Source organism: Azospirillum thermophilum (assembly GCF_003130795.1).
GTDB lineage: Bacteria > Pseudomonadota > Alphaproteobacteria > Azospirillales > Azospirillaceae > Azospirillum > Azospirillum thermophilum.
This window is the reverse complement of record NZ_CP029354.1, coordinates 177,515-200,521: the sequence shown is the minus strand read 5'-3', so window position 1 is coordinate 200,521 and position 23,007 is coordinate 177,515. Positions and strand designations below refer to the sequence as shown.

Below are 23,007 nucleotides of genomic sequence, written 5' to 3'. Positions count from 1 at the left end.
GCCGGCGCCGATCCCTCAAGGCCTTAGCGGAACAGCGACAGGATGTTCTGCGGGCCCTGGTTGGCGATCGAGAGCGCCTGGGTCGCGAGCTGCTGCTGGACCTGGAGGGCCTGCAGGCGGCTCGATTCCTCGTTCATGTCGGCGTCCACCAGGGCGCCGATACCGCGGTTCATGGCGTCGGTCAGCTTCGACACGAAGTCGTTCTGCACCGACACGCGGTTCTCGATCGAGCCGATCACCGCCGACTTGCCGATCGCCTTGTCGAGCAGGGAGTTGATGGCGACCAGAGACTGCTCGGCGTTGTTGACGACGTCGATCTGGGTCAGATCGGCGAGACCACCGAACGCATCGCTCTCCCTGCTGGACACCCAGAGGTTCTTGACCCCCGCGGTAAAGCTGCTGGCGTCGGTGAAGCCGGCACCGACGGTGAAGGACAGCTTGCCGGTGTCGGCGCCCGTGCCGAAGGACACGGTCGGGGACAGGGCCTTCAGCAGCGGGTCGATGGTCGGGGCGGTGTAGCCGCCGGCCGAAACCAGGGTCAGGTCGTTCGCGCCGGCGTTGCCGATGGTCGGAGCGGCAGCGCCCAGGACGGCAGCCACGTCACCGGCCGGGAGCGTGGCGCTGAGCTTGTCGTACACCGCCTTGGCGGCCGCGTAGTTGATGCGGTCGGTGATGCGCTGCTCGGTGTGGGCACGGGTGTCGTCGTAGGTGATGTTGGACAGGTCGACTTCGACGTTGACCGTCTGCGCAGCGACTTCGACGTTCGACGGGGTCTTGATCTTCTCGGTGGTGAACGAGAAGGTCATCTTGCCCAGGCCAAGGTTCTGGCCTTCGATGAAGGTCTTGCCCACATCGCCGATGTCGAAGGTCTGGGTCGCCTTCAGCGCGTTGGTCGAGTCGAGCTGCTGCTCGATCTTGGCCTTGCCAATGATCGAGGTGACCTGCATGTCCTGACGCTGGAAGGAGATGTAGGACGGGTCGACCGTGTTGCCGTTGCGGCTCAGGGACGCCAGGATCTGGACGCCGAGGTCCTTCGCGGAACCGTCGTTCGAGTAGGAGACGCGCAGCAGGTTGTCGCCGTTGAACGACGCGTCGGCGGCAGCACCCTTGACCAGCTTGACCAGCTCGTCGATGTCGTTCTGGATGAGCGACTTGTCGACGCCGTTGGTCTGGCCGGCGATGACGCGGGCCTTCAGGGTCCGCAGGTTCTCGACGATGTTCTTGGAGGCCACCGACGCGGTGTTGGTGGTGCCGGTGCCCAGCTCCAGCGACTCCTTCACCGCCTTGAAGCCGGCGACGTCAGCACGCATGGTGGTGGCGATCGACCAGTAGGCGGCGTTTTCCTTGGCGTTGTTGACCTTCAGGCCGGTCGAGATACGGTCCTGGGTGGTCGCCAGGTCTTCCGTCACGCGGCGCAGGGTCTGCAGCGCGGTCATCGCCGAGGAGTTGGTCAGAATCGAGGCCATGTGTATCTCCGTTCGTGAGATGCAGAGCGCCTTTCTGACGCCGGGGCCGATCTGCGCGGGCCTTCCCGCCGCATCATGTCTCACGGGCGCGCTGTCGGCAGGGAAACTGTGACCGACCCGGTTTAAACCGGCGTAAAAACCGCGGCCGACCCGCAAGGAAGCGAATCACCACCGACACACCCGGATAAACTTCAAAAGATAGATAAATTAATCGGGAAGGATCGGCCGAAAACAAAGAAGGGCCGCCGTTTCCGGCAGCCCTTCCATTGTCAATTCCGCAATCCGTCGGATCACGGTCGCGTCCTTATCGGAAGCAGGAGCCCTTCACGGAGGAAAAGACCCCGGCCATGACGCCCGACGAAAGCAGATTGCGACAATGAGACACGAGATCACCTCCTTTCAGTTGTTAACGACCGAGCCTTGATATGGGCCGCGGGTGCTGATCCCGCAAGCCCCGACGTGCTCAGGCCGATGTGATCTTTATCGGTCCCGCCTCATTTACTCGCCCATTACAGCAGAGGCTCAGGCGCCCAGCCAGGCCCGGCTCTTGTCCGACGACGCGATCTGCTGCGCCCGGGCATTGGCCATCACCGCCTTCTGCACCTTCTCGAATGCCCGCACCTCGAGCTGGCGGACACGCTCGCGCGAGACCTTGAAGCGCTGGCTCAGCTCCTCCAGCGTAACCGGCTCGTCGGCCAGACGGCGTGCGACGAGGATCGCCCGCTCGCGGTCATTCAGCGCCTCCAGCCCCAGCTTCAGGAAGTCCAGCCGCTGCCGGCGCTCCTCGCTGTCGGCAATCACGGTCTCGTGGCTCGCCCGGTCGTCGGCAAGCTGGTCCTGCCACTCGCTGTCGCCGTCCTCGCCGAACGGCGCGTTGAGCGAGCTGTCGACCGACAGGCGGCGGTTCATCTCCACCACCTCGGCCTCGGGCACGTCCAGCTCGGTGGCGATGGCGGACACCGCCTCCGGCGACAGGTCGCCGCTCTCCAATTCCTGCATCCGCGCCTTCAGGCGCCGCAGGCTGAAGAACAGCTTCTTCTGCGCCGCGGTGGTGCCGATCTTCACCAGCGACCAGTTGTGCAGCACATATTCCTGGATCGCCGCCCGGATCCACCAGGACGCATAGGTGGCGAAGCGGAAGCCCTTTTCCGGCTCGAACTTCTGGGCGGCCTGCATCAGCCCGACATTGCCCTCGGCCACGAGGTCGGACAGCGGCAGGCCGTAGCCCTGGTACCCCCGCGCCAGCTTGAAGACGAGGCGCAGATGGCTGCCCACCAGCTTGTCGAGCGCGCGGCGATCCTGCCCGGTCCGCCAGCGGACGGCCAGCTCGCGCTCCTGCTCGGCGGTCAGATACTCGTACTTCCTGGCGTCCTGCAGATAGAGTTGCATCGGCTCGGCAGACGTGTACTCAGCGTGCATCCATACTCTCCCTGGCCCGCGTGTCGGGCGGGCGATACCTGTTGTCGGTCTTGGACACGCCGGCATTCGACGCTGCCGGACGGGCGTGCATCGCCTGTTGTGGTTGCTTACAGGGGGCGATGCCGAATTGGGAAAAGACCTCTCCGGCGCCGTGCGGCAGCGCCAGGACGGGGGAAAGACGTCGAGGCAGCCGGCCCGCGACGGACCGGAGAGGAAAGGGCCGGCAACCCCGCGAGCGGGACGGCCGAACCGGAAAGCCCAGGGAACGACTCCCTCAGCGGACCTTGTTCAACGCAGTGCATCCTTGCGGGCGCCGAGCCTGGAGCCGGAGCCCTGACCTGATGGTTTGAAACGGCGAAACCGCCACGAACACGAAGGACTGATGTGGGCATCGAACCTGCCGGTTTCAAGATGCCGGGGTGGTTTGCGTCGATCCGAACGGCAAAGCTCACCGGCACCACGATCATATTGGACCGTGGTGGTACGGATTCAAGAGGCCGGACGCGCTTTTCCCGCGGTCACCGTGATCCGCTGCGGACAGCCGCATCCGGCCCCTGATGTGGCCATCGCCGGTCGCTCTTCAAGAGGGAATTTCGTGGCGCCCGGCGGTCAGACCCAGCCGCCGTCGACGATGAAGCTCTGGTTCGTGCACATCGCGCTGTCGTCGGCGGCAAGGAACAGGGCCATGCGGGCGACATCGTCCGGTTCCAGAAGCCGCTTCAGGCACTGGCGGTCCAGGATGCGGCGCTTGTCCTCCTCGCCGATCCACAGGCGGAGCTGGCGTTCCGTCATCACCGCACCGGGCATGATGCCGTTGACGCGGATCCCGGCTTCGCCGAGATCGCGGGCGAGGCTGCGCGTCAGGCCCAGGACGGCGGACTTGGCCGCAGTGTAGGCGACCATGCCGCCCTGCCCGATCACCCAGCTGATCGAGCCGAGATTGATGATGGAACCGCCGCCCGCGCTCCTCATCACCGGCGCCACGGCCTGGGCGGCGAAGAACTGGTGGCGCAGGTTGACGGCCATCGCCTCGTCCCAATACTCCGGGGTGACCTCCTCCCATCGGTGGCGGTCGTCGCGCGCGGCGTTGTTGACCAGAACGCGGAGCGGCCCGACCGCCTCGCCCGCCCGGGCCACCGCGGCGCGCAGCGCCCCGATGTCCCGCAGGTCGCAGGGGAGGAACAGGGGTGCGTTCCCGGCAGCCCCCAGCCGCTCCGCCAGGGCCCGCGACGGGTCCTCGGCGATGTCCAGGAAGGCGACGCGGCTGCCCTGGGCGCAGAAGCGCTCGACGAGGGCGGCTCCGATGCCGGTGCCCCCGCCGGTGACGAGCACGGCGCGGTCCTTCAGGCTGGGATAGGTCGCGAACTGCGGCATCTCGATCTCCTCAACCGCCCGGGTCCGGAACGGCCGACTCCCGGAAGGCCGCCCTGAGATCGCCGTAGAGGCGGCGGAACAGACGGCGCCGGCCGGCCATGGCGCGGGACAGCGCCGGGTCGGGACGCACGGTGTCGCGGACCTCCAGCGGGCGGCAGACCTCCTCCGGCGCCTCGCCGGTCACCGCCAGCCGGGCGAGCCGGGCGGCACCGAAGGCGGGGCCGACCTCGCCTCCGGCCGGATAGTCGAGCGGCCGGTCCAGCGCGCTTGCCAGGATGCGGCCCCACAGGGGGCTGCGTGCGCCGCCGCCGATGACCAGCAGCCGCTCCACCCGGTCGCCCGCCTCCTCCAACACCTCCAGCCCGTCGGCGAAGGCGAAGGCGACGCCCTCCAGCACCGCGCGGGCCAGGGCGGACCGGCCGCTGTCGTGGGTCAGGCCGAAGAAGACGCCCTTGGCGTGGGGGTCGTTGTGCGGCGTCCGCTCCCCCGAGAGGTAAGGCAGGAAGACCAGCGGGCCGATGTCGCTCCCGGCGGCGACATCGGCCTCCGCCTCGCGCAGCAGGGCCGCCTCGTCGTCCGCCCCGGTCAGCCGGGCGGCGAAGGTCAGGCAGCTCGCCGCGCTCAGCATCACCGACATCTGGTGCCAGCGGCGCGGCAGGGCATGGCAGAAGGCGTGCACGCCCCGGTCGGGATTCGGCGAGAAGCGGTCGCCGCTGACGAAGATGACGCCGGACGTGCCGAGCGACAGGAAGGCGCTGCCGGGAGCCACCACCCCGACGCCGACCGCCCCGGCGGCATTGTCTCCCGCCCCGGCGGCCACCGGCGTCCCCGCCGGCACGCCCCAACCGGCGGCGACCTCGGCCCGCAGCGTGCCGGTCGCCTGCGACCCTTCGTAAAGCCGGGGCATCTGCGCCTCGTCCAGGCCGGTGGCGGCCAGCATCTCCGCCGACCAGCATCGCCGGCCGACGTCGAGCCACAAGGTGCCAGCGGAGTCCGACAGGTCGGAGGCATGGTCCCCGGTCATGCGCAGGCGCAGGTAATCCTTCGGCAGCAGGACATGCGCCGTCGCGGCGAAGCGATCCGGCTCGTGCCGGGCGACCCACAGCAGCTTGGGCGCGGTGAAGCCCGGCATGGCGCGGTTGCCGGTGAGGCGCCGAAGCTCCGGCACCCGGCGCTCCAGTTCCCGGCATTCGTCACCACTGCGCCCGTCGTTCCACAGGATGGCCGGACGCAGGACCCGGTCGGAGGCGTCGAGCAGGGTGGCGCCGTGCATCTGTCCGGACAGGCCGACGCCGCGCACCGCCGCCATCTCCCGCGGATGGGCGGCGCGCAGCGCGGCGACGGCCCGGCCGGTGGCGGTCCACCAGTCCTCCGGGTCCTGCTCCGACCACAGGGGGTGGGGGCGGCCGACCTCCAGCGGGGCGGCCGCCTGCCCGACGAACCGCTGCGCCTCGTCCACCAGCACGGCCTTGACACCGGACGTGCCGAGATCGATGCCGAGATACATCGCCGCCCTCCCCTTCTTCTGACGTCACACCAGCCGGTTCACCAGGTTCTCCAGCATCTCCTGCCGGCCCGAGCGCGGTCCGGGGTCGAGCGGCAGGCCGGCATCCGCCGCCCCCGCCAGATCCAGCCCCGACATCAGCCGCCGCCCGAGATCGCCGTCCCAGCCGGCATAGCGCTCCTCCACATGCCGTTTCAGCCGGCCGTCCTCGACGATGCGCGCGGCCGCCAGCAGGCCGCGGGCCAGCGTGTCGATGCCGCCGACATGGGCGTGCAGCAGATCCTCCGGCTCGATGCTCTGGCGCCGGATCTTGGCGTCGAAGTTGAAGCCGCCGGTGGTGAAGCCGCCGGCCTCCAGGATGCGCGCCATCGGCAGGGCGAGTTCGGCGGCGTCGTTGGGGAACTGGTCGGTGTCCCAGCCGTTCTGCGGGTCTCCCCGGTTGACATCGATCGACCCGAAGATGCCGAGCGCCAGCGCGGTCGCCACCTCGTGCTCGAAGCTGTGGCCGGCGAGCGTGGCGTGGTTGACCTCGATGTTGACGCGCACCTCGTCCTCCAGCCCGTAGCGCTTGAGGAAGCCGTAGACGGTGGCGACGTCGTGATCGTACTGGTGCTTGGTCGGCTCCATCGGCTTGGGCTCGATCAGGATGGTGCCGGGAAAACCGATCCTGTGCTTGTGCTCCACCACCAGCGCCAGGAAGCGGCCGAGCTGGTCGAGCTCCCGCCGCAGGTCGGTGTTGAGCAGGGTGTCATAGCCCTCGCGCCCGCCCCACAGGACGTAGTTGACGCCGCCCAGCCGGTGCGTCGCCTCCAGCGCATCGCGCACCTGGGCGGCGGCGCAGGCGAAGACCTCCGGATCCGGATTGGTCGCCGCCCCCGCCATGTAGCGCGGGTGCGAGAAGAGGTTGGCCGTCCCCCACAGGAGCCTGACGCCCGTCCGCTCGATGGCCGCCTGCAGCCGGTCGACCATGCGGGCGAAGACCGCCTGCGTCTCCCGCAGGCTGCCCATCTCCGGCGCCACGTCGCGGTCGTGGAAGGTGAAGAAGGGGGCGCCGAGCGTCTCGAACAGCTCGAACGCCACGTCCATCTTGCGCTCGGCGAGCGCCACCGGATCGCCCGCCGCCATCCACGGCCGTTCCATGGTGGCGGCGCCGAAGGGATCGGTGCCCGGCCAGCAGAAGCTGTGCCAGTAGCAGACGGCGAAACGCAGATGGTCCGCCATCCGCCGGCCCAGCACCGGGCGGTCGGGATCGTACCAGCGGTACGCCAGCGGATCGTCGCTGTCCGGCCCCTCGTAACGGATCCTGCCGACGCCGGTGAAGAAGGGTTCGCTCATGACGGTTCCTTTCAGCGATCTGTCGTTCACACCGCGACCCAGCCGGCGCCGCGGCGGCTGGAGTCGACGGCGGCATGGATGAAGCGGACTCCGCGGACCCCGTCCCGCACGCCGGGGACGAGGGCGGCCTGCGGATCGGGCTCGCTCCCGGCCATGCGGGCGGCGATCAGGTCGGCGGCGTCGCGGTAGAGGTTGGCGAAGCCCTCCAGATAGCCCTCGGGATGGCCCGACGGGGTGCGGGTGCCGTGGGCGGCGGCGGCATCGGACCCGGCGCCGCCCCGGGTGACGATGCGCGGCGGCTCGCCGAAGGGAGCGAAGCGCAGGGCGTTGGGCTGCTCCTGGAACCACTCGATGCCGCCCTTGTCGCCATAGACGCGCAGCCGCAGCCCGTTCTCGTGGCCGGGAGCCACCTGGCTCGCCCACAGCATGCCCCGCGCCCCGTTGTCGTAGCGCAGCATCATGTTGGCGTTGTCGTCCAGCCGGCGTCCCTCCACGAAGGTGGAGAGATCCGCGGCGACCTCCGTGCAGCGCAGCCCGGTGACGAACTCGGCAAGCTGGAAGGCATGGGTCCCGATATCGCCGACGCAGCCGGCGACGCCGCTGCGCGCGGGATCGGTCCGCCAGGCCGCCTGCTTCTGCCCGGTCGCCTCGAGCGCCGTGGTCAGCCAGTCCTGCGGATACTCCACCTGCACCACGCGGATCTTGCCGAGCCGCCCTTCGGCGACCATGGCGCGCGCCTGCCGGACCAGCGGATAGCCGGAGTAGTTGTGGGTCAGGGCGAAGACGAGGCCGCTGCGCTCCACCAGCGCCGCCAGATCCTCGGCATCCTCCACCGTCGTGGTCATCGGCTTGTCGCAGATGACGTGGATTCCGGCCTCCAGGAAGGCCTTGGCGACGGGGTGGTGCAGGTGGTTGGGCGTGACGACGGCCACCACGTCGATGCCGTCCTGCCGCGCCGCCTCGGCCCGCGCCATCTCGGCGAAGCCGGCATAGCAGCGGTCGGGGCCAGAAAGAGCTCCGCCCCGCTCGCCCGCGCCCGCCCGGGGTCGGAGGACAGCGCCCCCGCCACCAGCTCGTAACGGTCGTCGAGACGGGCGGCGATGCGGTGCACCGCACCGATGAAAGCCCCCTGCCCGCCGCCGACCATGCCCAGGCGCAACCGGCGGCGGGAGCCGGCGGAGACGCCGCCGGCCGCAGTCCCTTCAATGGTCATGACGTCCTCCCGCTCAGACGATGCCGAGCATGCGCCGGTTTGCCTCCGGATCGGTCCCGGTCCCGGCGAAATCGTCGAAGGCCTTCTCGGTGGTCCGGATGATGTGGGCGGCGATGAACTCCGCCCCTTCCGCGGCCCCCTGCTCGGGTGCTTCATGCAGCACTCCCACTCCAGCACCGCCCAGCCGTCGAAGCCGTACTGCGTCAGTTTGGAGAAGATGCCGCCGAAATCGACCTGCCCGTCGCCCAGCGAGCGGAACCGCCCGGCCCGGCCGATCCAGGGCTGGTAGCCGGAATAGACGCCCTGGCGCGGCGAGGGATTGAACTCCGCATCCTTGACGTGGAACATCCGGATCCGCTCGTGATAGACGTCGATGTAGCCGAGATAGTCGAGCTGCTGCAGCACGAAGTGGCTGGGGTCGTAGAGGATGTTGCAGCGGGGATGGTTGCCGACCCGCTCCAGGAACATCTCGAAGGTCGCGCCGTCGAACAGATCCTCGCCGGGTGGATCTCGAAGCAGACGTCGACCCCCGCGGCGTCGAAGGCGTCCAGGATCGGGCGCCAGCGCCGCGCCAGCTCGTCGAACGCCGTTTCGATCAGCCCGGCCGGCCGCTGCGGCCAGGGATAGAGGAATGGCCAGGCGAGCGCGCCGGAGAAGGTGGCATGCGCCGTCAGCCCCAGGTTGGCCGACGCCCTGGCCGCCTTCATCATCTGATCGACCGCCCAGGCCTGCCGGGCCTTCGGGTTGCCGCGCACCTCCGGGGCGGCGAAGCCGTCGAAGGCCTCGTCATAGGCGGGATGCACGGCGACGAGCTGGCCCTGCAGGTGGGTGGCCAGTTCCGTCACCTGCACGCCGGCCTCCGCCAGCACGCCCTTCACCTCGTCGCAATAATCCTTGCTCTCCGCCGCCTTGGCGAGGTCGAACAGCCGCGCGTCCCAGGCGGGGATCTGCACGCCCTTGAACCCCAGCCCGGCGGCCCATCTGCCGATGGCCGACAGGCTGTCGAACGGCGGCGCGTCGCCCGCGAACTGGGCAAGGAAGATCGCCGGCCCCTTGATGGTCTTCATGATGGGTCTCCCGATGGTCTGCCCGCCGCGGCCGCGGCCGCGGCGGGGTGTGCGGGCGAGGGTCAGAACGGCGAGTCCGGGTAGTAGTATTTGGCCGCGTTCTCCGGGGTCACCAGCGTCGCCTCGATGATGTATTCCTTCTTGATCGGCGCCTTCTCGACCAGATGCTTGGCCGTGATCTCCATCGCCTCGGCGATCATGGAGGGCGGATAGAGAACGTCGGCCGGGACCAGCGTGTCCTTGTCCATGACGCGCTTGATCATGTCCTTCATGCCGGCGCCGCCCAGGATGAACATCTCCTTCTCGCGCTTGGCCTGCTTCACCGCTTCGATGACGCCGAGCGCGATGTCGTCGTCCTGCGCCCAGACCGCGTCGATCTTCGGGAAGCGGGCGAGGAAGTCCTGCATCACCTTGAAGCCGTCGTCGCGGTTCCAGTTGGCGTACTGCATGCCCAGGACCTTGATCTGGGTCCCCTCGATCTCCTTCATGAAGCCGTCGACGCGCTGGTTGTCGATGACGGTGGGAATGCCGCGAAGCACGACGATGTCACCCTTGCCGCCCAGCCTCTCCTTGATGAACCGGCCGGACACCTGGCCCATTTCCGGATTGTTGCCGGCGACGTAGAGATCCTGGATCGACGGGTCGGTCAGGCCGCGGTCGACCACGGTGACGAACTTGCCGGCCTGCTTCACCGCACGCACCGGATCGGTCATCGGGGCGGATTCGAAGGGCAGGATGACGAGCGCATCGATGTTGCGCACGGACACCAGATCCTCGATGTCGTTGGCCTGCCTGCCCACGTCGCGGGCGGTGACGATGACGACGTCCAGGTTGGGATACTGCTTCTCCAGCTTCTTCTCCGCCTGCTGGGCATGCCAGTTGAGGCCGCCGGCCCACCCGTGGGTCGCCGCCGGGATGGAGACACCCATCTTGATCTTCTGCTGGGCGGAGGCGCCGGACGGAGCCAGCACCAGACCCGCGGCCAGCGCCGCGACCAGAGCCAAACCGAACTTCATGGTCGATTCTCCCTTGTTCTCGTTCAGCGACGCGACCCGGCGCTCCGCTGCAGGAGCACCGCGACGATGATGATGACCCCCTGGATGGTGCCGTTCAGGTAGACGCTGATGGCGCCCGTCAGGTTGAGGATGTTGTCGATCAGGGTGAGCATGACCGCGCCCACCACCGTGCCCCAGATGCGGCCGTAGCCGCCCTTCAGCATGGTTCCGCCGATGATGACCGCGGCGATGGCCTCCAGCTCCCACAAGAGGCCGGTGGTGGCCGAGGCCGATCCCAGCCGCGGCACGTAGATCACCACGGCCAGCGCGACGCACAGGCCCTGCAGCACGAAGGCCGCCAGCTTGACCCGGTCGGTGTCGATGGCCGAATAGCGCGCCACGTCCTCGTTGGAGCCGATGGCGGCGCAGTAGCGGCCGAAGCGCGTGCGGTAGAGGATCACCGCCCCGGCGACGGCCACCACGGCGAACATCAGGATGGGGAAGGAGACGCCGAAGACGCCGCCGTAATAGACCGGCCGGTAGACGTTGCGCACGGCGGAGTTCAGCGACAGCGTGCCGCCGTCCGCCATGTAGGTGACGAGCGAGCGGAAGATGCCCATGGTGCCGAGGGTGACGATGAAGGCCTCCATCCGCCCCTTGGTCACCAGGAGGCCGTTGACCAGCCCGGCCGCCAGTCCGAGCCCGAGCGCGACCAGGACGCCGACCAGGATCACCGGCACCCCGGGCCCCATGCCGGCCACCAGCGCGTTCATCACGACGATCATCACGCCGGAGGCGAAGGCGGCCAGCGAGCCGACCGACAGGTCGATGCCGCCCGCCGTGATGACGAAGGTGGCCCCGACCGCGATGATGCCGATGAAGGCGGTGCGGGTCAGCACGTTGCCGATGTTGGTGGGGCTGAGGAAGGCCGGATTGACCAGGGCGCCGAGCAGGATGAGGGCGGCGAGCGCCAGGAACGGCCCGTAGAGCTTCAGATCGAAGCCGGCGCCGGACCTGCGCGCCGCTTCAGGCAGCACTGTGGGCGTCATGCGGAAACTCCCTGGGGCTGGCGGGTCGGGTCGCGGCCCTTCAGGCCGGTGGCGTAGCGGACGATCTCCCCCTCCTCCACGGCGTCGCCCTCCAGCACGCCGGTCACGACGCCGGAGCGCATGACGGCCACCCGGTGCGACAGCCCGATGATCTCGGGCAGTTCCGAGGAGATCAGGATCACCGACCCGCCGCGCCGGGCGAAGTCGTGCAGGAAGCGGTAGATCTGCTGCTTGGTGCCGATGTCGATGCCGCGGGTCGGCTCGTCGACGATGAGGATGACGGGCTCCACCTGCATGGTCTTGGCGAGCAGCAGCTTCTGCTGGTTGCCGCCGCTGAGGCTGCCGACCAGCGCGTCGGACGACTTCACGCGGATGTCGAACTCCTCCACCGCGCGGTCCAGCGCCGCCGCCTCCTTCCCCTCGTCGATGAAGATCCGGCCATAGCGGTCGAGCGCCAGAAGGGTGAGGTTCGGGCGCAGCGGCTTGCCGACCAGGAGTCCCTTGCCCTTGCGGTCCTCCGTCAGATAGGCGATTCCCGCGGCGACGGCGTCTTCGAGACGGCGGATGCGCACCGGGCGCCCGTCGCGCAGGACCGTTCCGCCGCTGTGCCGGCGCAGTCCCAACAGCCCTTCCATCAACTCCGTCCGCCCGGCGCCGACCAGGCCGGCGAAGCCCAGGATCTCCCCGCGCCTGAGGTCGAAGGAGGCGTCGCGCACCCAGCCGGGAACGGTCAGCCCCCGCACCTCCAGCACCACCGGAGCGTCGGGCCGGGGGCCTTCGCCGCGAACAGGTCGCTGATCGGACGGCCGACCATCAGCAGGGCGATGTCGTCCTGCGACAGGTCCGCCGTCGGCCGGCTGGCGATGAAGTGGCCGTCCCGCAGCACCGTGACGCGGTCGGAGATCGCCTTCACCTCGTCGAGCTTGTGGGAGATGTAGACGATCCCCACCCCCTGGTCGCGCAGGCGGCGGATCAGGCGGAACAGGACCGCGGTCTCCGCCCCCGTCAGCACCGCGGTCGGCTCGTCCATGATCAGGACGCGCACGTCCCGCGACACGGCTTTGGAAATTTCCACCATCTGCCGCTCGGAGACGGCGAGGTCCCGCACCCGCAGCCGCGGATCGATCGGGCATTCCAGCTCCGCGAGCACGGCCCGGCAACGGTCCTGCATGGTGCGCTTGTCGAGGAAGAGACCGCGCCGCAGCTCGCGGCCGAGGAAGACGTTCTCTTCCACCGTCAGGTGTTCGGCAAGGTTGAACTCCTGGTGGATCAGCACGATGCCCAGCGCCTCCGCCGGGCCGCTGCCGGCGAAGACGGCCGGCCGGCCGTCCACGCAGATCGTGCCCGACGTCGGCTGATGATAGCCGGCGAGTATTCGCATCAGCGTCGATTTGCCGGCCCCGTTCTCGCCGACCAGGGCGTGCACTTCGCCGGCATGAACGGCGAAATCCACCCCATGGAGGACCTCGACGGGCCCGAAGCACTTCGTGACGCCGGATGCCGACAGGATCGGCTCCGCCATGGTTGTCCCATCCCTGCGCGCGGCGTGACGGACTTTTGGTTTCTAAGGCTTGCCGCGAATTAAATAGACCGTCGAACAAAAGGGAGCGTATGCTTGTTTGCGATGCCCGTCAAGGCGCGGAAGGATGGCTTTGGCCCGGCTCTTCAGGGTATGACGCATCCTCCCGGAGACGGACCTTCCAAAGACGGAACCGCGCATGCTGCCCAGGGTCAATTCGGCCGCGATCCGCCGCCTGAACAGAACGAAGGTCTTCCACGCGCTGCGCGAGAATCCCGGCTGCGCCCAGCGCGACCTGAGCCGGCTGACCGGGCTGGACAAGGCGACGACCTCGGCGATCGTGACGCAGATGCTGGAGGACGGGCTGGTGGAGCGGACGGACGCTCCGCGGGCGCGCCGCATCGGGCGCCCGGAAACGGCGCTGAGCATCGCGCCGGCCGCCGGCCTGCTGGTCGGGGCGCGGCTGGAACCCGGGACCATCCGCATCGTCACCACCACGCTGGCCGGCATTGTGCTGGAGCATCTGCAGATCGCCGGCAGCACCGACATCTCCACCGCGCTGGACCGCCTGCATCGGGGCATCGACGAGGCGGTGGCCGCCAGCCGTCCGCCCGCCACCGGCGGGTCGGGGGCCACGGCACCGCCGGTGCGCGGGATCGGGGTCGGGCTTCCCGGGCTGATGGACCATAGCGGCCGCCTGGTGCTCGCTCCCAACCTGGGCTGGCGCGACACGCCGATCCGCCCCCTGCTGGAGGAGGCGCTGGGCATGCCGGTCCAGGTGGACAACGACACCAAGGCCGCCGCCATGGCGGAGCGGCTGTTCGGCCTGTGCCGCGGCGTGGAGGACTTCATCTACCTGACCGGCCATTCCGGGGTGGGCGGCGGGCTCTTCCTCGGCGGGCGGCTCTATCGCGGCTCCCACGGCTTCGCGGGCGAGGTCGGGCATGTCACGGTGGTGCCCGGCGGCCGGCCCTGCGCCTGCGGCAAGCGCGGCTGCCTGGAGACGTATGTGTCGGAGCCGGCGATCCTGGCGCGGACCGCCGAACGGGGCCGGACCCTGCCCGACCTCGCGAGCGTCGCCGTCGCCGCCCGCGCCGGCGATGCCGCCGTGGCGCAGGTGCTGGCGGAGGCCGGGCGCCATCTGGGATTCGCCCTGTCCCACCTCGTCAACCTGACCGACCCCGGCCTGGTGGTGCTGGGCGGCAACCTGTCGACGGTGGCCGGGTTGATCCTGCCCCACCTGCACCGCGCGCTGGAGGAGCATGCGCTGGAGCCGCTGCGGAGGGATCTGCGGCTGCTGGTCTCCCCGCTCGGCCCGGACGCGGTGCCGATGGGCGGCATTGCGCTGGCGATGGAGGGGTTCCTGTCGGCCCCCAGCCTCGCCGTCGGCATGCTGTGAGGGGACCGGGTCCGGCTACCTCCCCAGGCCGAAGCCGTGGTCGGGCTGGTCGGGGAAAGCGTCCAGCTCGCGGTTGAGATAGGTGCCGTCCTTCCGTTCGACGACGCGCAGATAGACGGTCTGGCGGATGTGGCGCGACTGCGGATCGATGCGCACCGGGCCGCGCGGGCTGATCCAGCCATAGTCCTTCACCGCGGCCAGCGCCTTGTCCGGCGCCCGTTCCGCCCCGGCCGCCCCGATCATCCGGTAGAGCAGGTGGGCCCCGTCATAGGCGGCCACCGTCGCCATGGTGACCTCCGACCGCTTGCCGCCGGCCTTCTCCACCGCCGCCAGGAACCGCGCATTCTCCGGCGAGTCGTGCGAGACCGCATAATGATAGGTGGAGAGGATGCCGAGCCCGGCCTCCCCCAGCGCCGGCAGGTCCGGTTCCGGCACGAGGTCGCCGGTCGTCAGCAGCCGGATCCCCTTGTCCTTCAGCCCGGTCTGGTGGAAGGCCTTGACGAAGCCGAGGGTGGCCGGCCCGCTCGGCAGGAAGGCGAACACCGTGTCGGCCCCGGAGTCCGCCAGCCGCTGCATCACCGGGGCGAAGTCGGTCATGCTGAGCGCCATGCGGACCGCTTCGACCACCGTGCCGCCCGACGCCTCGAACGACTTGCGGAAGGCCGTCTCGGCGTCGATGCCCGGCGCGTAGTCGCTGACCGCGATGGCGACCTTCCTGGCCCCCTGCCGCACCGCCACCTGGGCCGCCGGAACGGTGTTCTGCCACATGGTGAAGGAGGTGCGGACGACGTAGGGGCTCTTTTCCGTGATCGCGGAGGTCGCGGCGTTGAACACCACCAGCGGCACCTTCGCCTCCTCCAGCAGGGGGGTCACCGCCAGCGCGTTGGGCGTGAGGTAGAAGCCGGCCAGATAGCCGACGCGGTCCTTGACCACCAGCTCCTGCGCCAGCGCCTTGGCCCGCGCCGGGCTGGGGCCGTCCAGATCCTTGTAGACGAACTCCACATCATGTCCGCCGGCCTTGCGGCCATGCTCGGCGACATAGGCCTCGACGCCCGTGCGGAACCCCTTGCCGAACAAGGCGTAGGGGCCGGAGAACGGACCGATCACCCCGACCTTGACCGTATCGGCGGCGGCCGGGCCGGCGATCGCAGCGACGGCCATGACAGCGACCGTCGCGGACAAACTGGACTTCGGCATCCCCTTCCCCTCCCCGTCGCAGGACCGGCGTCCGTACCGGCCGCGGGGCCGTCCTATGGGATCGCAGCGCGGCGCGCAAGCGTGAACCGCGCTTTAATCGCGGTAGGCTTCACTGGCGGAAAACCGCAAGACCGGAATGGCCCCGATGCCGAAGCGCACCCCCGCCGCCGTTGCGGCCCCCCTGGCCGCCCTGCTGACCGCGACGCTCGCCGTCGCCGGCTGCATGATGTCCTCTCCCGCCCCCGACACGGAGTATCGGCAGGCCCTGGAGAAGGCGATCGAGGCCGGGCGCTGCGAGGGGCCGCAGGTCCAGGCGATGTGGGCGGCCTATCACCGCTGGTACGCGGTTTCCACCAGCATCGGCTACTACCATCCCAACTCGGAGGCCGAGGCGCTGCTGCGCCAGGGCGAGATGTTCCGCATCCTCGGCTGCGCCAACGTGGCGCGGGCCACCTACGAGATGCTGCTGCAGCGCTTCCCCGGCCCCAACTTCGAGTTCGAGCGGGATTTCGCCTCCCGTGCCCTGGCCTCGCTTCCCCCTCCGGTGCTTCCGCCGGTGCCGCAGGGGGGAGCGGGAGGGGTGACGGCGCCGACCGGGTCCGCGGTTCCGCCGGCGCCGCGCCCGGTGGTGACGCCGCTGACGGCACCGGGCCGCCCCCGGTCCACCTGACGGGGCGTCCGGCAGGCCGTCGCGGCAGCGTGGCGCGGCGGACACAGGCCGCGGACAATCGTCAGGCTTCCGGTGTGATATGCGGGACGGAATTGATGGAGATCACCCCCGACAGCGGCACCGCGGGATATTCGACGGGGGCTTTCGCCTGCCGCGAGGCCATCATGACTGCGATGCCCGTGCCCGCCGTACCTCCGCCCGCTTCCGATACCGGGATCTCCCGGCGTCCGCTCTGCGTCTGCTGCGGCGCGCCGATCCTGAAGGGCCAGCCCCACTGGGCCGGCGACCCGCAGGGGCACCCCTGGCATTACGAGTGCGCGGAACGGGAACGGCTCACCTTCCCGCTTCTGCTGATCGCGCGGACGGTGGGGTTCGGCCGCCGCCTGCAGCGGGGCGCGTCGCCCAGTCCTGCCGGCGCAGACGATAGAGCACATGCCGTTTCAGCGGGTGGCCCTCCGGTACGCGCGGATGAGCGAAATCATCCCGCTCCGACCGGCTCATGCCCAGCCGCTCCATGACGGCCCGGGAGCGCCGGTTGGCCGGAACGGTCAGCGCGACGATCTCCTCCAGGCCGAGATCCTCGAACCCATGGGCAAGCGCCCGTCCGGCCGCCTCCGTCGCATAGCCCCGCCCCCAGAAGGCGGACCCGAGACGCCAGCCGATCTCCACCGCCGGCGTGAAATGCGCCTCGTACGCGACCTGCATCAGCCCGGCGAAGCCGATGAAGGGGCTGACGCCGGGCAACTCCAGCGCCCAGAAGCAGAAGCCGTGCCGCTCGCCATGGTCCCGCAGGCGGGCCACGGCGGCATCGCTGGCCGCGCGGTCGGCCAGCGGCAGCAGGAACTCCATCACCGCGGGGTCGCGGGAGAGCCGGAAGAAGGCGTCGAGATCATCGTCGCGCCAGGGCCGCAGCAGCAGCCGGTCTGTCCGGAGCGTCGTCTGCATGGGCGATTGCACGGGCGATTGCACGGGCGACTGCATGGGCTATGCCTTTCCATCTTCGAGGGCCGCCTTCCGCACGACGCGGAACCGGCGGGGCCGGGACAGCACTACCCGACGGCCCGCCGCCCGCCAACAGCCCGGACGGCCTATGCGGCGCGCTGTCGCGATGCCATCAATTCCGTTGCGTGACCCATACATTAAGACATACAAATCACCCAGATGCGATCAATGCAATCGGGTGCTCCATGCAAAACAGGGCGACAGGCCTCGCTTCCTCCTCCGGCGGTTCGGCAGTGGCGCAGGCCGCGCCGCCCGCCTATGCCCCGCACCGCAAGATCCACCCCAAGGCGGTGCGCGGCCGCTACCGGCGGATCAAGACGGCGACCGGGACGGTCCTGCTCGCCCTGTTCGCCCTGCTGCCCTGGCTGCGCTGGGACCGCGGGCCGGACGCGCCGGGCCAGGCCGTGCTGCTGGACCTGGGCAACCAGCGCTTCTACCTGTTCGCGGTCGAGCTCTGGCCGCAGCAGATCTACTACGTCACCGGCGCCATGATCCTGGCGGCGGTCGGGCTGTTCCTGGCGACCGCGCTCGCCGGACGGGTGTGGTGCGGCTACAGCTGCCCCCAGACGGTGTGGACCGACCTCTACATCTGGATCGAGCGTCTGGTCGAGGGCGACCGCGGCGACCGCATCCGGCTGGACCGCCACCCCTGGACCGCCGGCTGGATCGCCAGGAAGCTGGTGAAGCATGCCGGCTGGCTGCTGGTGGCGCTGGCGACCGGGGCCATCGGCGTCTTCTACTTCACCGACGCCCCGGCCCTGGTCGCCGACCTGCTGCGGTTCCAGGCGCCGGCGCCGGCCGTCTGGTCCATCCTGTTCTTCGCCGCCTGCACCTACGCCATGGCCGGCTTCATGCGGGAGCAGATGTGCATCTACGTCTGCCCGTGGCCGCGCATCCAGGCCGCCATGCTGGACGAGGAGAGCCTGGTCGTCACCTACCAGGATTGGCGCGGCGAGGGGCGGGCGCCGGTGCGCAAGAGCCAGGGCTGGGACGAGCGGGCGGCGGACGGCCTCGGCGACTGCATCGACTGCGGCGCCTGCGTCCAGGTCTGCCCGACCGGCATCGACATCCGCGACGGCATCCAGATGGAGTGCATCAGCTGCGGCCTGTGCATCGACGCCTGCAACGACGTGATGGCCCGCATCGGCCGTCCGGGCGACCTCATCCGCTACGACACCCAGGCGGCGCAGGCCGCCAAGGCGACCGGCCGGCCGGCGGCGCCCTACCGCTGGATCCGCCCGCGGACCATCGTCTACACCCTGCTGATCGTCGTGGTGGCCGGGCTGATGGGCATCGGGCTGGCGCTGAAGCCGCGCTCCGACATCTCGGTGCTGCGCGACCGGGCCCCGCTGTTCGTGCAGCTTGCCGACGGGCGCATCCAGAACGCCTACACCGTCAAGATCGCCAACATGACGCTGGCCGGGACGCGCTACCGCCTGACCCTGTCGGGGCCGGCCGGGGCCACGCTGGGCCTTGCCGGCACCGCCGGGGAAGCCGACCGGCTGAGCCTGTCCGCCCACGCCAACGCGGTCGACAGCTACCGCGTCTATGTCCGCGTCCCGCCGTCGTCCCTGGCCGCCACCTCGACCCCGCTGGCCTTCCACCTCGTACCGGAGGACGGGAGCGGCGACCAGGACGTCCGGCGCGACACGGTGTTCCTGGCGCCCTGACCAATTGTATGGATTGATGCGCCGGAAAGCCGGCCGCCCCGCCCCCTTGCATGGCCCGTCCGGCGCGGCCATAAGAGGGTGCGGGGCCGACAGGGACGAAGAGATGCAATCGGGACGGACGGCTTGGCTTCCTGACATCGCCGGCAAGGACAAGCCGGTCTATCTCGCCATCGCGGACCGCATCGCCGAGGACATCCGCGACGGGCGGCTGGTGCCGGGGCAGCGGCTGCCGCCGCAGCGCACGCTCGCCGGCCAGCTCGGCCTGGACTTCACCACCATCAGCCGCGCCTATGCCGAGGCGCGGCGGCGCGGCCTGCTCGACGCGCGGGTGGGCCAGGGCACCTTCGTGCGGGCTGCGGACAGCCCCGCGGCGACGGCCATTGCCACGGCCACGGCCGCGGCGGAGCGCGCCGAGGACGGCGGCTTCATCGACATGACGATGAACCAGCCGCCGCTGCCCGAACAGCCCGAGCTGCTGGATCGGGTGCGCCGGGGCATGGTGCAGGCGGCGGCCGAGGCGGACCTGCGCAGCCTGCTGCGCTATCCCGACATGGCGGCGGGGTCCCGCGACCGCGCCGCCGGGCTGCGCTGGCTGGGCCGCCGCCTGCCCGGCCTGACGGCGGAGCGGCTGGTGGTCTGCCCCGGCACGCAGAGCGCGCTGCTGGCGCTGCTGACCCTGCTGGCGCGGCCCGGCGACACCGTCTGTGCCGAGGCCCTGACCTATCCCGGCTTCAAGGCGGCGGCGCGGCAGCTCGGCCTGACCGTGGCCGGGGTTCCGCTCGACGAGCGCGGGCTCGATCCCGACGCGCTGCGCGAGGCTTTCCGCCGCCACCGGCCGAAGGCGCTCTACTGCACGCCGACCCTGCACAACCCGACCACCGCCACGATGGATGCCGAGCGCCGGCAGGCCGTCGCCGCCCTGGCGCGCGAGCACGGCGTGCCGGTCATCGAGGACGACATCTACGGCGTCCTGCCGACGGCGGCGGAGCCGCCCATCGCGGCGCTGGCGCCCGACATGACCTTCCATCTGGCCGGGCTCGCCAAATGCGTGGCGCCGGGACTGCGCATCACCTATGTCGCCGCCCCCGACGCCCGGCAGGCGGCGCGGCTGGCCGGGGCGCAGCGGGCGACCGTGCTGGCCACCCCGCCGCTGCTCGCCGCCGTCGCCACCCGCTGGGTCGAGGACGGGACCGCCGGGCTGATGCTGGACGCCATCCGGACCGAGGCGGCGGCCCGCCAGCGCCTGGCGGCCGCCCTGCTGCCGGCCGGGCACGCGCTGGCGCATCCCGAGGGCTTCCACCTGTGGCTCCGCCTGCCGCCGCCCTGGACGCGCGGGGAGTTCGCCACCCACCTGCACGCCCACGGCATCGCGGCGGTCCCGAGCGACGCCTTCGCGGTGGCCGGGCCGGGATCGGCCCCGGGGCCGGGGGCGCCGCCGGAGGCCCTGCGCATCTGCCTGGGCGCCCCCAACGGCCGCGAGGAGACCCGGCGCATGCTGGGCATCCTGGCCGACGCGCTGGACCAGACCCCGGCGATGGCGGGGGTGGTCATCTAGGCCGGGTCGTCATCTAGGCCGGGGCGCGGCAGCGTGCTATGGTCCGCCGGACCGGCCGGGCGCCGGGACCCGGACACCAGGACGTACCAGGAGGAGCCATGGCATCCCTTGCCGACCGTCGCCGTTTCCTGCGTGGCTTCGGCGCCCTCGCCATCGGCGGGACCGTCGGCGGGACCGTTGCCGGCCTGCCCGGACCGGCCGCCGCCCTGCAGATGCTGCCGACCGACGACATGAGGGGCGCCCTGGACCAGGGCTGCGGCGCCACCGCCTACCACCGCCGCCTGATCGACGAGGCCGTCCGCGTCGCCGGCGCCGGCCTGACGGCGGAGGAACGCTCCGCCCTGCTGGCGCGGCTGAGCTGCCCGACCTGCCACTGCCCGCTGAACCTGATCGGCGGCCCGGCCGGCGACGGCGGGTTCTGATCCGGCGGCCCCGCAGGGTTAGTCCGATCGGCATAGACGTCCGGCAGGGAGCACCGCCGCGCCGGTGAATGGCCCGCAGGACAAACAGGCCCCCTGCCCAGGCATCGGCGAGCAGCCGGCAAGTCACGGCGAGTGGAACCGCTGCCGCCGCCGGCGTCTTGACCAACATCAAGGTCGCCCGGAAGCGGCGACGGTTAGCGTCATCCTGCTGTTTTCCCTCGCATCGGGGCTCGCGGGATGGATGTTACGCTCGTCAACGCGCTCGGGGCCTGCGCGCTGCTGCGCAGCGTGCCGCAGGCCGACCTGGACCGGCTGGGCGGCTATGCGAGGCTCGCCGCCTTCCGGCCGGGCGACCGGCTGCCCGGCGCCCAGGGCCGGGACCGGCAGTTCTTCATCCTCGTCCACGGCCATGTCGAGCTGACCACCCCCGCCTCGGCGGAGCGCGAGCGGATGATGGCCGTCCTGTCGGCCGGGGACGTGGTGGGGCTGGAGACGGTGCTGGACGGCGCCCCCCATGCCGCCGCCGCCCGCGCGCTGGACGAGGTCGCGGCGGTCGCCGTGCTGGGCGAGCCCTTCCACCGCCATGTCGCCGAGAGCGCCGCCATGGCCTTCGCGGTGCTGGAGGGCACCTCGCGCCTGCTCCGCTCGCTGCGGCTGGAGAATGCCGAGCTGCGCGGCACGCCGCCCATCGACCGGCTGGTCGCCTTCCTGCTGTCGCTCGCCGCCCAGCATGAGGGGCCGGCGACCATCCGCCTGCCCTACGAGAAGCGGACCATCGCCGCCGTGCTGGGGGTCAATCCGGAGAGCCTGTCGCGCATGTTCGCCCGGCTGCGGCCGCTCGGCGTCACCACGACGCGCAGCGACCTCGTCCGCATCGGCGACGTCGCCACGCTGGCCGCCGCCTGCGAGAGCCGGCTGCTGGCCGACCGTCCGCCCCGGCCGGCCGCCACCGAGTGACGGCCGGCTCCCGCTCCGTCAGACGCAGAGGAAGCCGGGCGGCAGCCGGGCCGCGATCTCCATCCCCGCCTCGGTCCCCAGCCGGGCGGCGTCGCTGCGCGGGGCGCTGCGGCGGATGGCGAAGCCGGTGCGGCCGTCCGGCGACAGCACCTTGCCCGACAGCGTCAGTTGCCCGTCCTCCAGCACCGCAAGGCCGGCGATCGGCGTGCGGCAGGAGCCGTCGAGGGCGGCGAGGAAGGCACGCTCCGCCGTTACCCGGCACGCCGTGTCGACGCAGTCCAGCCGCTCCACCAGCCGGCGGGTGGCGCTGTCGGCCGAACGGATCTCGATCCCGATGGCGCCCTGGGCGACCGCCGGCAGCATCTCCTCCACCTCCAGCACGCCCACCGCCAGCGTGGGGGCGATGGGGTCGGTGAGGCCGAGGCGGCGGAGGCCGGCCAGCGCCAGCAGGGTCGCATCCACCTCCCCCGCCGCCATCCGCGACAGCCGGGTCTGCACATTGCCGCGCAGCGGCACCACCCTGAGGTCGGGCCGCCGCTCCAGCACCTGCGCCTGGCGGCGGAGCCCCGCCGTCCCGACCACGGCCCCCGCCGGCAGATCGTCCAGCCCGCCGCCGCAGCGGGAGATCAGCACGTCGCGCGGGTCCTCCCGCGGCAGCAGGGCGGCGATCTCCATCCCCTCGGGCAGGCGGGTCGGCACGTCCTTCATGGAGTGGACCGCGAGGTCGATGCGGCCGTCCTGCAAGGCCTCCTCGATCTCCTTGGTGAAGAGGCCCTTGCCGCCGGCCGCAGCCAGCGTGCGGTCGAGGATGCGGTCGCCGGTGGTGCTGATGACCACGATCTCGACGGCGCCCGGTTCGGCCAGATGCGCAAAGGCCTCGACCAGCCGGCCGCGCACCTCATGGGCCTGCGCCAGCGCCAGGGGGCTGCCGCGCGTACCGATCCGGACCGGGGGCATTCGGGGAACTCCTTCTTGCGGGCGGCCGGAACCCTGCGTCCCGGCGACGCCCCATCGTCACCGATCCCACGTCCGATTCGTTTGATGACGGTCAAGTCCGCGGCCGCGCCGGTGGTTCCCGGCGTCCGCGCCGGAGGTGCGGCGTTGGGCGCATTGTGCAGAGTGTTTCCGCTGCACAATGGGTCGTTCCGTCATTTTTCCTTGTCGGTCAACAGTTTGGCCGACCCATTCGTATAC

At 70.7% G+C, this 23,007-nt stretch carries 20 protein-coding genes and 1 pseudogene; 6 read left to right on the top strand and 15 right to left on the bottom strand.

What is annotated here, in order from left to right; genetic code table 11:
• Window positions 1-23: 23 nt before the first annotated feature.
• The 12 genes and pseudogenes from DEW08_RS33275 to DEW08_RS32655 all read right to left on the bottom strand — a co-directional run bounded on the left by DEW08_RS33275 (window position 24) and on the right by DEW08_RS32655 (window position 12,944).
• A complete protein-coding gene (locus DEW08_RS33275; RefSeq protein ID WP_281262063.1) occupies window positions 24-1,466 on the bottom strand; it encodes a flagellin N-terminal helical domain-containing protein in 1,443 nt (480 codons plus the stop codon).
• 522 nt (window positions 1,467-1,988) lie between these two features.
• On the bottom strand, window positions 1,989-2,885 hold the full coding sequence (rpoH, locus tag DEW08_RS19160; protein WP_245986763.1) for an RNA polymerase sigma factor RpoH: 897 nt from the start codon (window positions 2,883-2,885) through the stop codon (window positions 1,989-1,991).
• Window positions 2,886-3,494: 609 nt separating this feature from the next.
• Complete coding sequence (locus DEW08_RS19155) at window positions 3,495-4,259, bottom strand: SDR family NAD(P)-dependent oxidoreductase (protein ID WP_109330284.1); 765 nt, start codon at window positions 4,257-4,259, stop codon at window positions 3,495-3,497.
• Window positions 4,260-4,269: 10 nt separating this feature from the next.
• Window positions 4,270-5,766: a xylulokinase gene (gene xylB, locus DEW08_RS19150; RefSeq protein ID WP_109330282.1), complete on the bottom strand. Its 1,497-nt coding sequence runs from the start codon at window positions 5,764-5,766 to the stop codon at window positions 4,270-4,272.
• 24 nt (window positions 5,767-5,790) lie between these two features.
• On the bottom strand, window positions 5,791-7,098 hold the full coding sequence (xylA, locus tag DEW08_RS19145) for a xylose isomerase (protein WP_109330280.1): 1,308 nt from the start codon (window positions 7,096-7,098) through the stop codon (window positions 5,791-5,793).
• Window positions 7,099-7,124: 26 nt separating this feature from the next.
• Window positions 7,125-8,072, bottom strand: a complete 948-nt coding sequence (locus DEW08_RS19140) for a Gfo/Idh/MocA family protein (protein WP_342760787.1) — start codon at window positions 8,070-8,072, stop codon at window positions 7,125-7,127.
• A 252-nt stretch (window positions 8,073-8,324) separates the two neighbouring features.
• Entirely contained in the window at window positions 8,325-8,474 is a 150-nt protein-coding gene (locus DEW08_RS33885) for a hypothetical protein (protein WP_425429129.1), read from the bottom strand.
• Between the two features lie 56 nt (window positions 8,475-8,530).
• Window positions 8,531-9,378: pseudogene (locus DEW08_RS19135) on the bottom strand (sugar phosphate isomerase/epimerase family protein); the annotation flags it as partial.
• A 62-nt stretch (window positions 9,379-9,440) separates the two neighbouring features.
• Window positions 9,441-10,394, bottom strand: a complete 954-nt coding sequence (locus DEW08_RS19130; RefSeq protein WP_109330278.1) for a substrate-binding domain-containing protein — start codon at window positions 10,392-10,394, stop codon at window positions 9,441-9,443.
• A 23-nt stretch (window positions 10,395-10,417) separates the two neighbouring features.
• Complete coding sequence (locus DEW08_RS19125; RefSeq protein WP_109330276.1) at window positions 10,418-11,422, bottom strand: ABC transporter permease; 1,005 nt, start codon at window positions 11,420-11,422, stop codon at window positions 10,418-10,420.
• Window positions 11,419-12,174: an ATP-binding cassette domain-containing protein gene (locus tag DEW08_RS32660; protein ID WP_245986762.1), complete on the bottom strand. Its 756-nt coding sequence runs from the start codon at window positions 12,172-12,174 to the stop codon at window positions 11,419-11,421. The genes DEW08_RS19125 and DEW08_RS32660 overlap by 4 nt, the downstream gene beginning before the upstream one ends.
• The gene (locus DEW08_RS32655; protein WP_245986761.1) at window positions 12,153-12,944 is read right to left on the bottom strand and encodes an ATP-binding cassette domain-containing protein; all 792 of its coding nucleotides are present in this window, start codon (window positions 12,942-12,944) and stop codon (window positions 12,153-12,155) included. The genes DEW08_RS32660 and DEW08_RS32655 overlap by 22 nt, the downstream gene beginning before the upstream one ends.
• 196 nt (window positions 12,945-13,140) lie before the next feature.
• Here DEW08_RS32655 and DEW08_RS19115 point away from each other — a divergent pair, with 196 nt between their 5' ends.
• Entirely contained in the window at window positions 13,141-14,340 is a 1,200-nt protein-coding gene (locus DEW08_RS19115; protein WP_109330274.1) for an ROK family transcriptional regulator, read from the top strand.
• A gap of 15 nt (window positions 14,341-14,355) precedes the next feature.
• Here DEW08_RS19115 and DEW08_RS19110 read toward each other — a convergent pair whose 3' ends face one another.
• Window positions 14,356-15,501 carry an ABC transporter substrate-binding protein gene (locus DEW08_RS19110; RefSeq protein ID WP_168220426.1) on the bottom strand — a complete coding sequence of 382 codons (1,146 nt, stop codon included), beginning with the start codon at window positions 15,499-15,501 and terminating at the stop codon, window positions 14,356-14,358.
• Between the two features lie 181 nt (window positions 15,502-15,682).
• Between DEW08_RS19110 and DEW08_RS19105 the strand changes: the two genes are divergently transcribed.
• Window positions 15,683-16,207, top strand: a complete 525-nt coding sequence (locus tag DEW08_RS19105; protein ID WP_109330270.1) for a hypothetical protein — start codon at window positions 15,683-15,685, stop codon at window positions 16,205-16,207.
• A gap of 333 nt (window positions 16,208-16,540) precedes the next feature.
• Here the strand turns inward: DEW08_RS19105 and DEW08_RS19100 are convergent, their stop codons facing one another.
• Window positions 16,541-17,152, bottom strand: coding sequence for a GNAT family N-acetyltransferase (locus tag DEW08_RS19100; protein ID WP_109330904.1), 612 nt, complete (start codon window positions 17,150-17,152; stop codon window positions 16,541-16,543).
• A gap of 290 nt (window positions 17,153-17,442) precedes the next feature.
• On the opposite strand from DEW08_RS19100, the gene ccoG reads away from it, so the two are divergent.
• The 4 genes from ccoG (at window position 17,443) to DEW08_RS19080 (ending at window position 21,813) form a co-directional block, all read left to right on the top strand.
• Window positions 17,443-18,879, top strand: a complete 1,437-nt coding sequence (gene ccoG / locus DEW08_RS19095; RefSeq protein WP_245986758.1) for a cytochrome c oxidase accessory protein CcoG — start codon at window positions 17,443-17,445, stop codon at window positions 18,877-18,879.
• 103 nt (window positions 18,880-18,982) lie between these two features.
• Entirely contained in the window at window positions 18,983-20,434 is a 1,452-nt protein-coding gene (locus DEW08_RS19090; RefSeq protein ID WP_109330266.1) for an aminotransferase-like domain-containing protein, read from the top strand.
• A gap of 98 nt (window positions 20,435-20,532) precedes the next feature.
• Window positions 20,533-20,856, top strand: coding sequence for a hypothetical protein (locus tag DEW08_RS19085; RefSeq protein WP_245986757.1), 324 nt, complete (start codon window positions 20,533-20,535; stop codon window positions 20,854-20,856).
• A 237-nt stretch (window positions 20,857-21,093) separates the two neighbouring features.
• Window positions 21,094-21,813 carry a helix-turn-helix domain-containing protein gene (locus tag DEW08_RS19080; RefSeq protein WP_109330264.1) on the top strand — a complete coding sequence of 240 codons (720 nt, stop codon included), beginning with the start codon at window positions 21,094-21,096 and terminating at the stop codon, window positions 21,811-21,813.
• An 18-nt stretch (window positions 21,814-21,831) separates the two neighbouring features.
• Here the strand turns inward: DEW08_RS19080 and hemC are convergent, their stop codons facing one another.
• Entirely contained in the window at window positions 21,832-22,770 is a 939-nt protein-coding gene (hemC, locus tag DEW08_RS19075) for a hydroxymethylbilane synthase (RefSeq protein WP_109330262.1), read from the bottom strand.
• Window positions 22,771-23,007: the final 237 nt, after the last annotated feature.

Coding starts and splice junctions, on each gene's coding strand:
- DEW08_RS19085 (WP_245986757.1), top strand. CDS start 20,533: ATGGCATCCCTTGCCGACCGTCGCCGTTTCCTGCGTGGCTTCGGCGCC.
- DEW08_RS19080 (WP_109330264.1), top strand. CDS start 21,094: ATGGATGTTACGCTCGTCAACGCGCTCGGGGCCTGCGCGCTGCTGCGC.
- DEW08_RS19100 (WP_109330904.1), bottom strand. CDS start 17,152: ATGCAGACGACGCTCCGGACAGACCGGCTGCTGCTGCGGCCCTGGCGC.
- DEW08_RS19140 (WP_342760787.1), bottom strand. CDS start 8,072: ATGGCGCGGGCCGAGGCGGCGCGGCAGGACGGCATCGACGTGGTGGCC.
- DEW08_RS32655 (WP_245986761.1), bottom strand. CDS start 12,944: ATGGCGGAGCCGATCCTGTCGGCATCCGGCGTCACGAAGTGCTTCGGG.
- DEW08_RS19155 (WP_109330284.1), bottom strand. CDS start 4,259: ATGCCGCAGTTCGCGACCTATCCCAGCCTGAAGGACCGCGCCGTGCTC.
- hemC (WP_109330262.1), bottom strand. CDS start 22,770: ATGCCCCCGGTCCGGATCGGTACGCGCGGCAGCCCCCTGGCGCTGGCG.
- DEW08_RS19130 (WP_109330278.1), bottom strand. CDS start 10,394: ATGAAGTTCGGTTTGGCTCTGGTCGCGGCGCTGGCCGCGGGTCTGGTG.
- rpoH (WP_245986763.1), bottom strand. CDS start 2,885: ATGCACGCTGAGTACACGTCTGCCGAGCCGATGCAACTCTATCTGCAG.
- DEW08_RS19105 (WP_109330270.1), top strand. CDS start 15,683: ATGCCGAAGCGCACCCCCGCCGCCGTTGCGGCCCCCCTGGCCGCCCTG.
- DEW08_RS19125 (WP_109330276.1), bottom strand. CDS start 11,422: ATGACGCCCACAGTGCTGCCTGAAGCGGCGCGCAGGTCCGGCGCCGGC.
- xylB (WP_109330282.1), bottom strand. CDS start 5,766: ATGTATCTCGGCATCGATCTCGGCACGTCCGGTGTCAAGGCCGTGCTG.
- DEW08_RS19110 (WP_168220426.1), bottom strand. CDS start 15,501: ATGGCCGTCGCTGCGATCGCCGGCCCGGCCGCCGCCGATACGGTCAAG.
- DEW08_RS19090 (WP_109330266.1), top strand. CDS start 18,983: ATGCAATCGGGACGGACGGCTTGGCTTCCTGACATCGCCGGCAAGGAC.
- DEW08_RS33275 (WP_281262063.1), bottom strand. CDS start 1,466: ATGGCCTCGATTCTGACCAACTCCTCGGCGATGACCGCGCTGCAGACC.
- DEW08_RS19115 (WP_109330274.1), top strand. CDS start 13,141: ATGCTGCCCAGGGTCAATTCGGCCGCGATCCGCCGCCTGAACAGAACG.
- xylA (WP_109330280.1), bottom strand. CDS start 7,098: ATGAGCGAACCCTTCTTCACCGGCGTCGGCAGGATCCGTTACGAGGGG.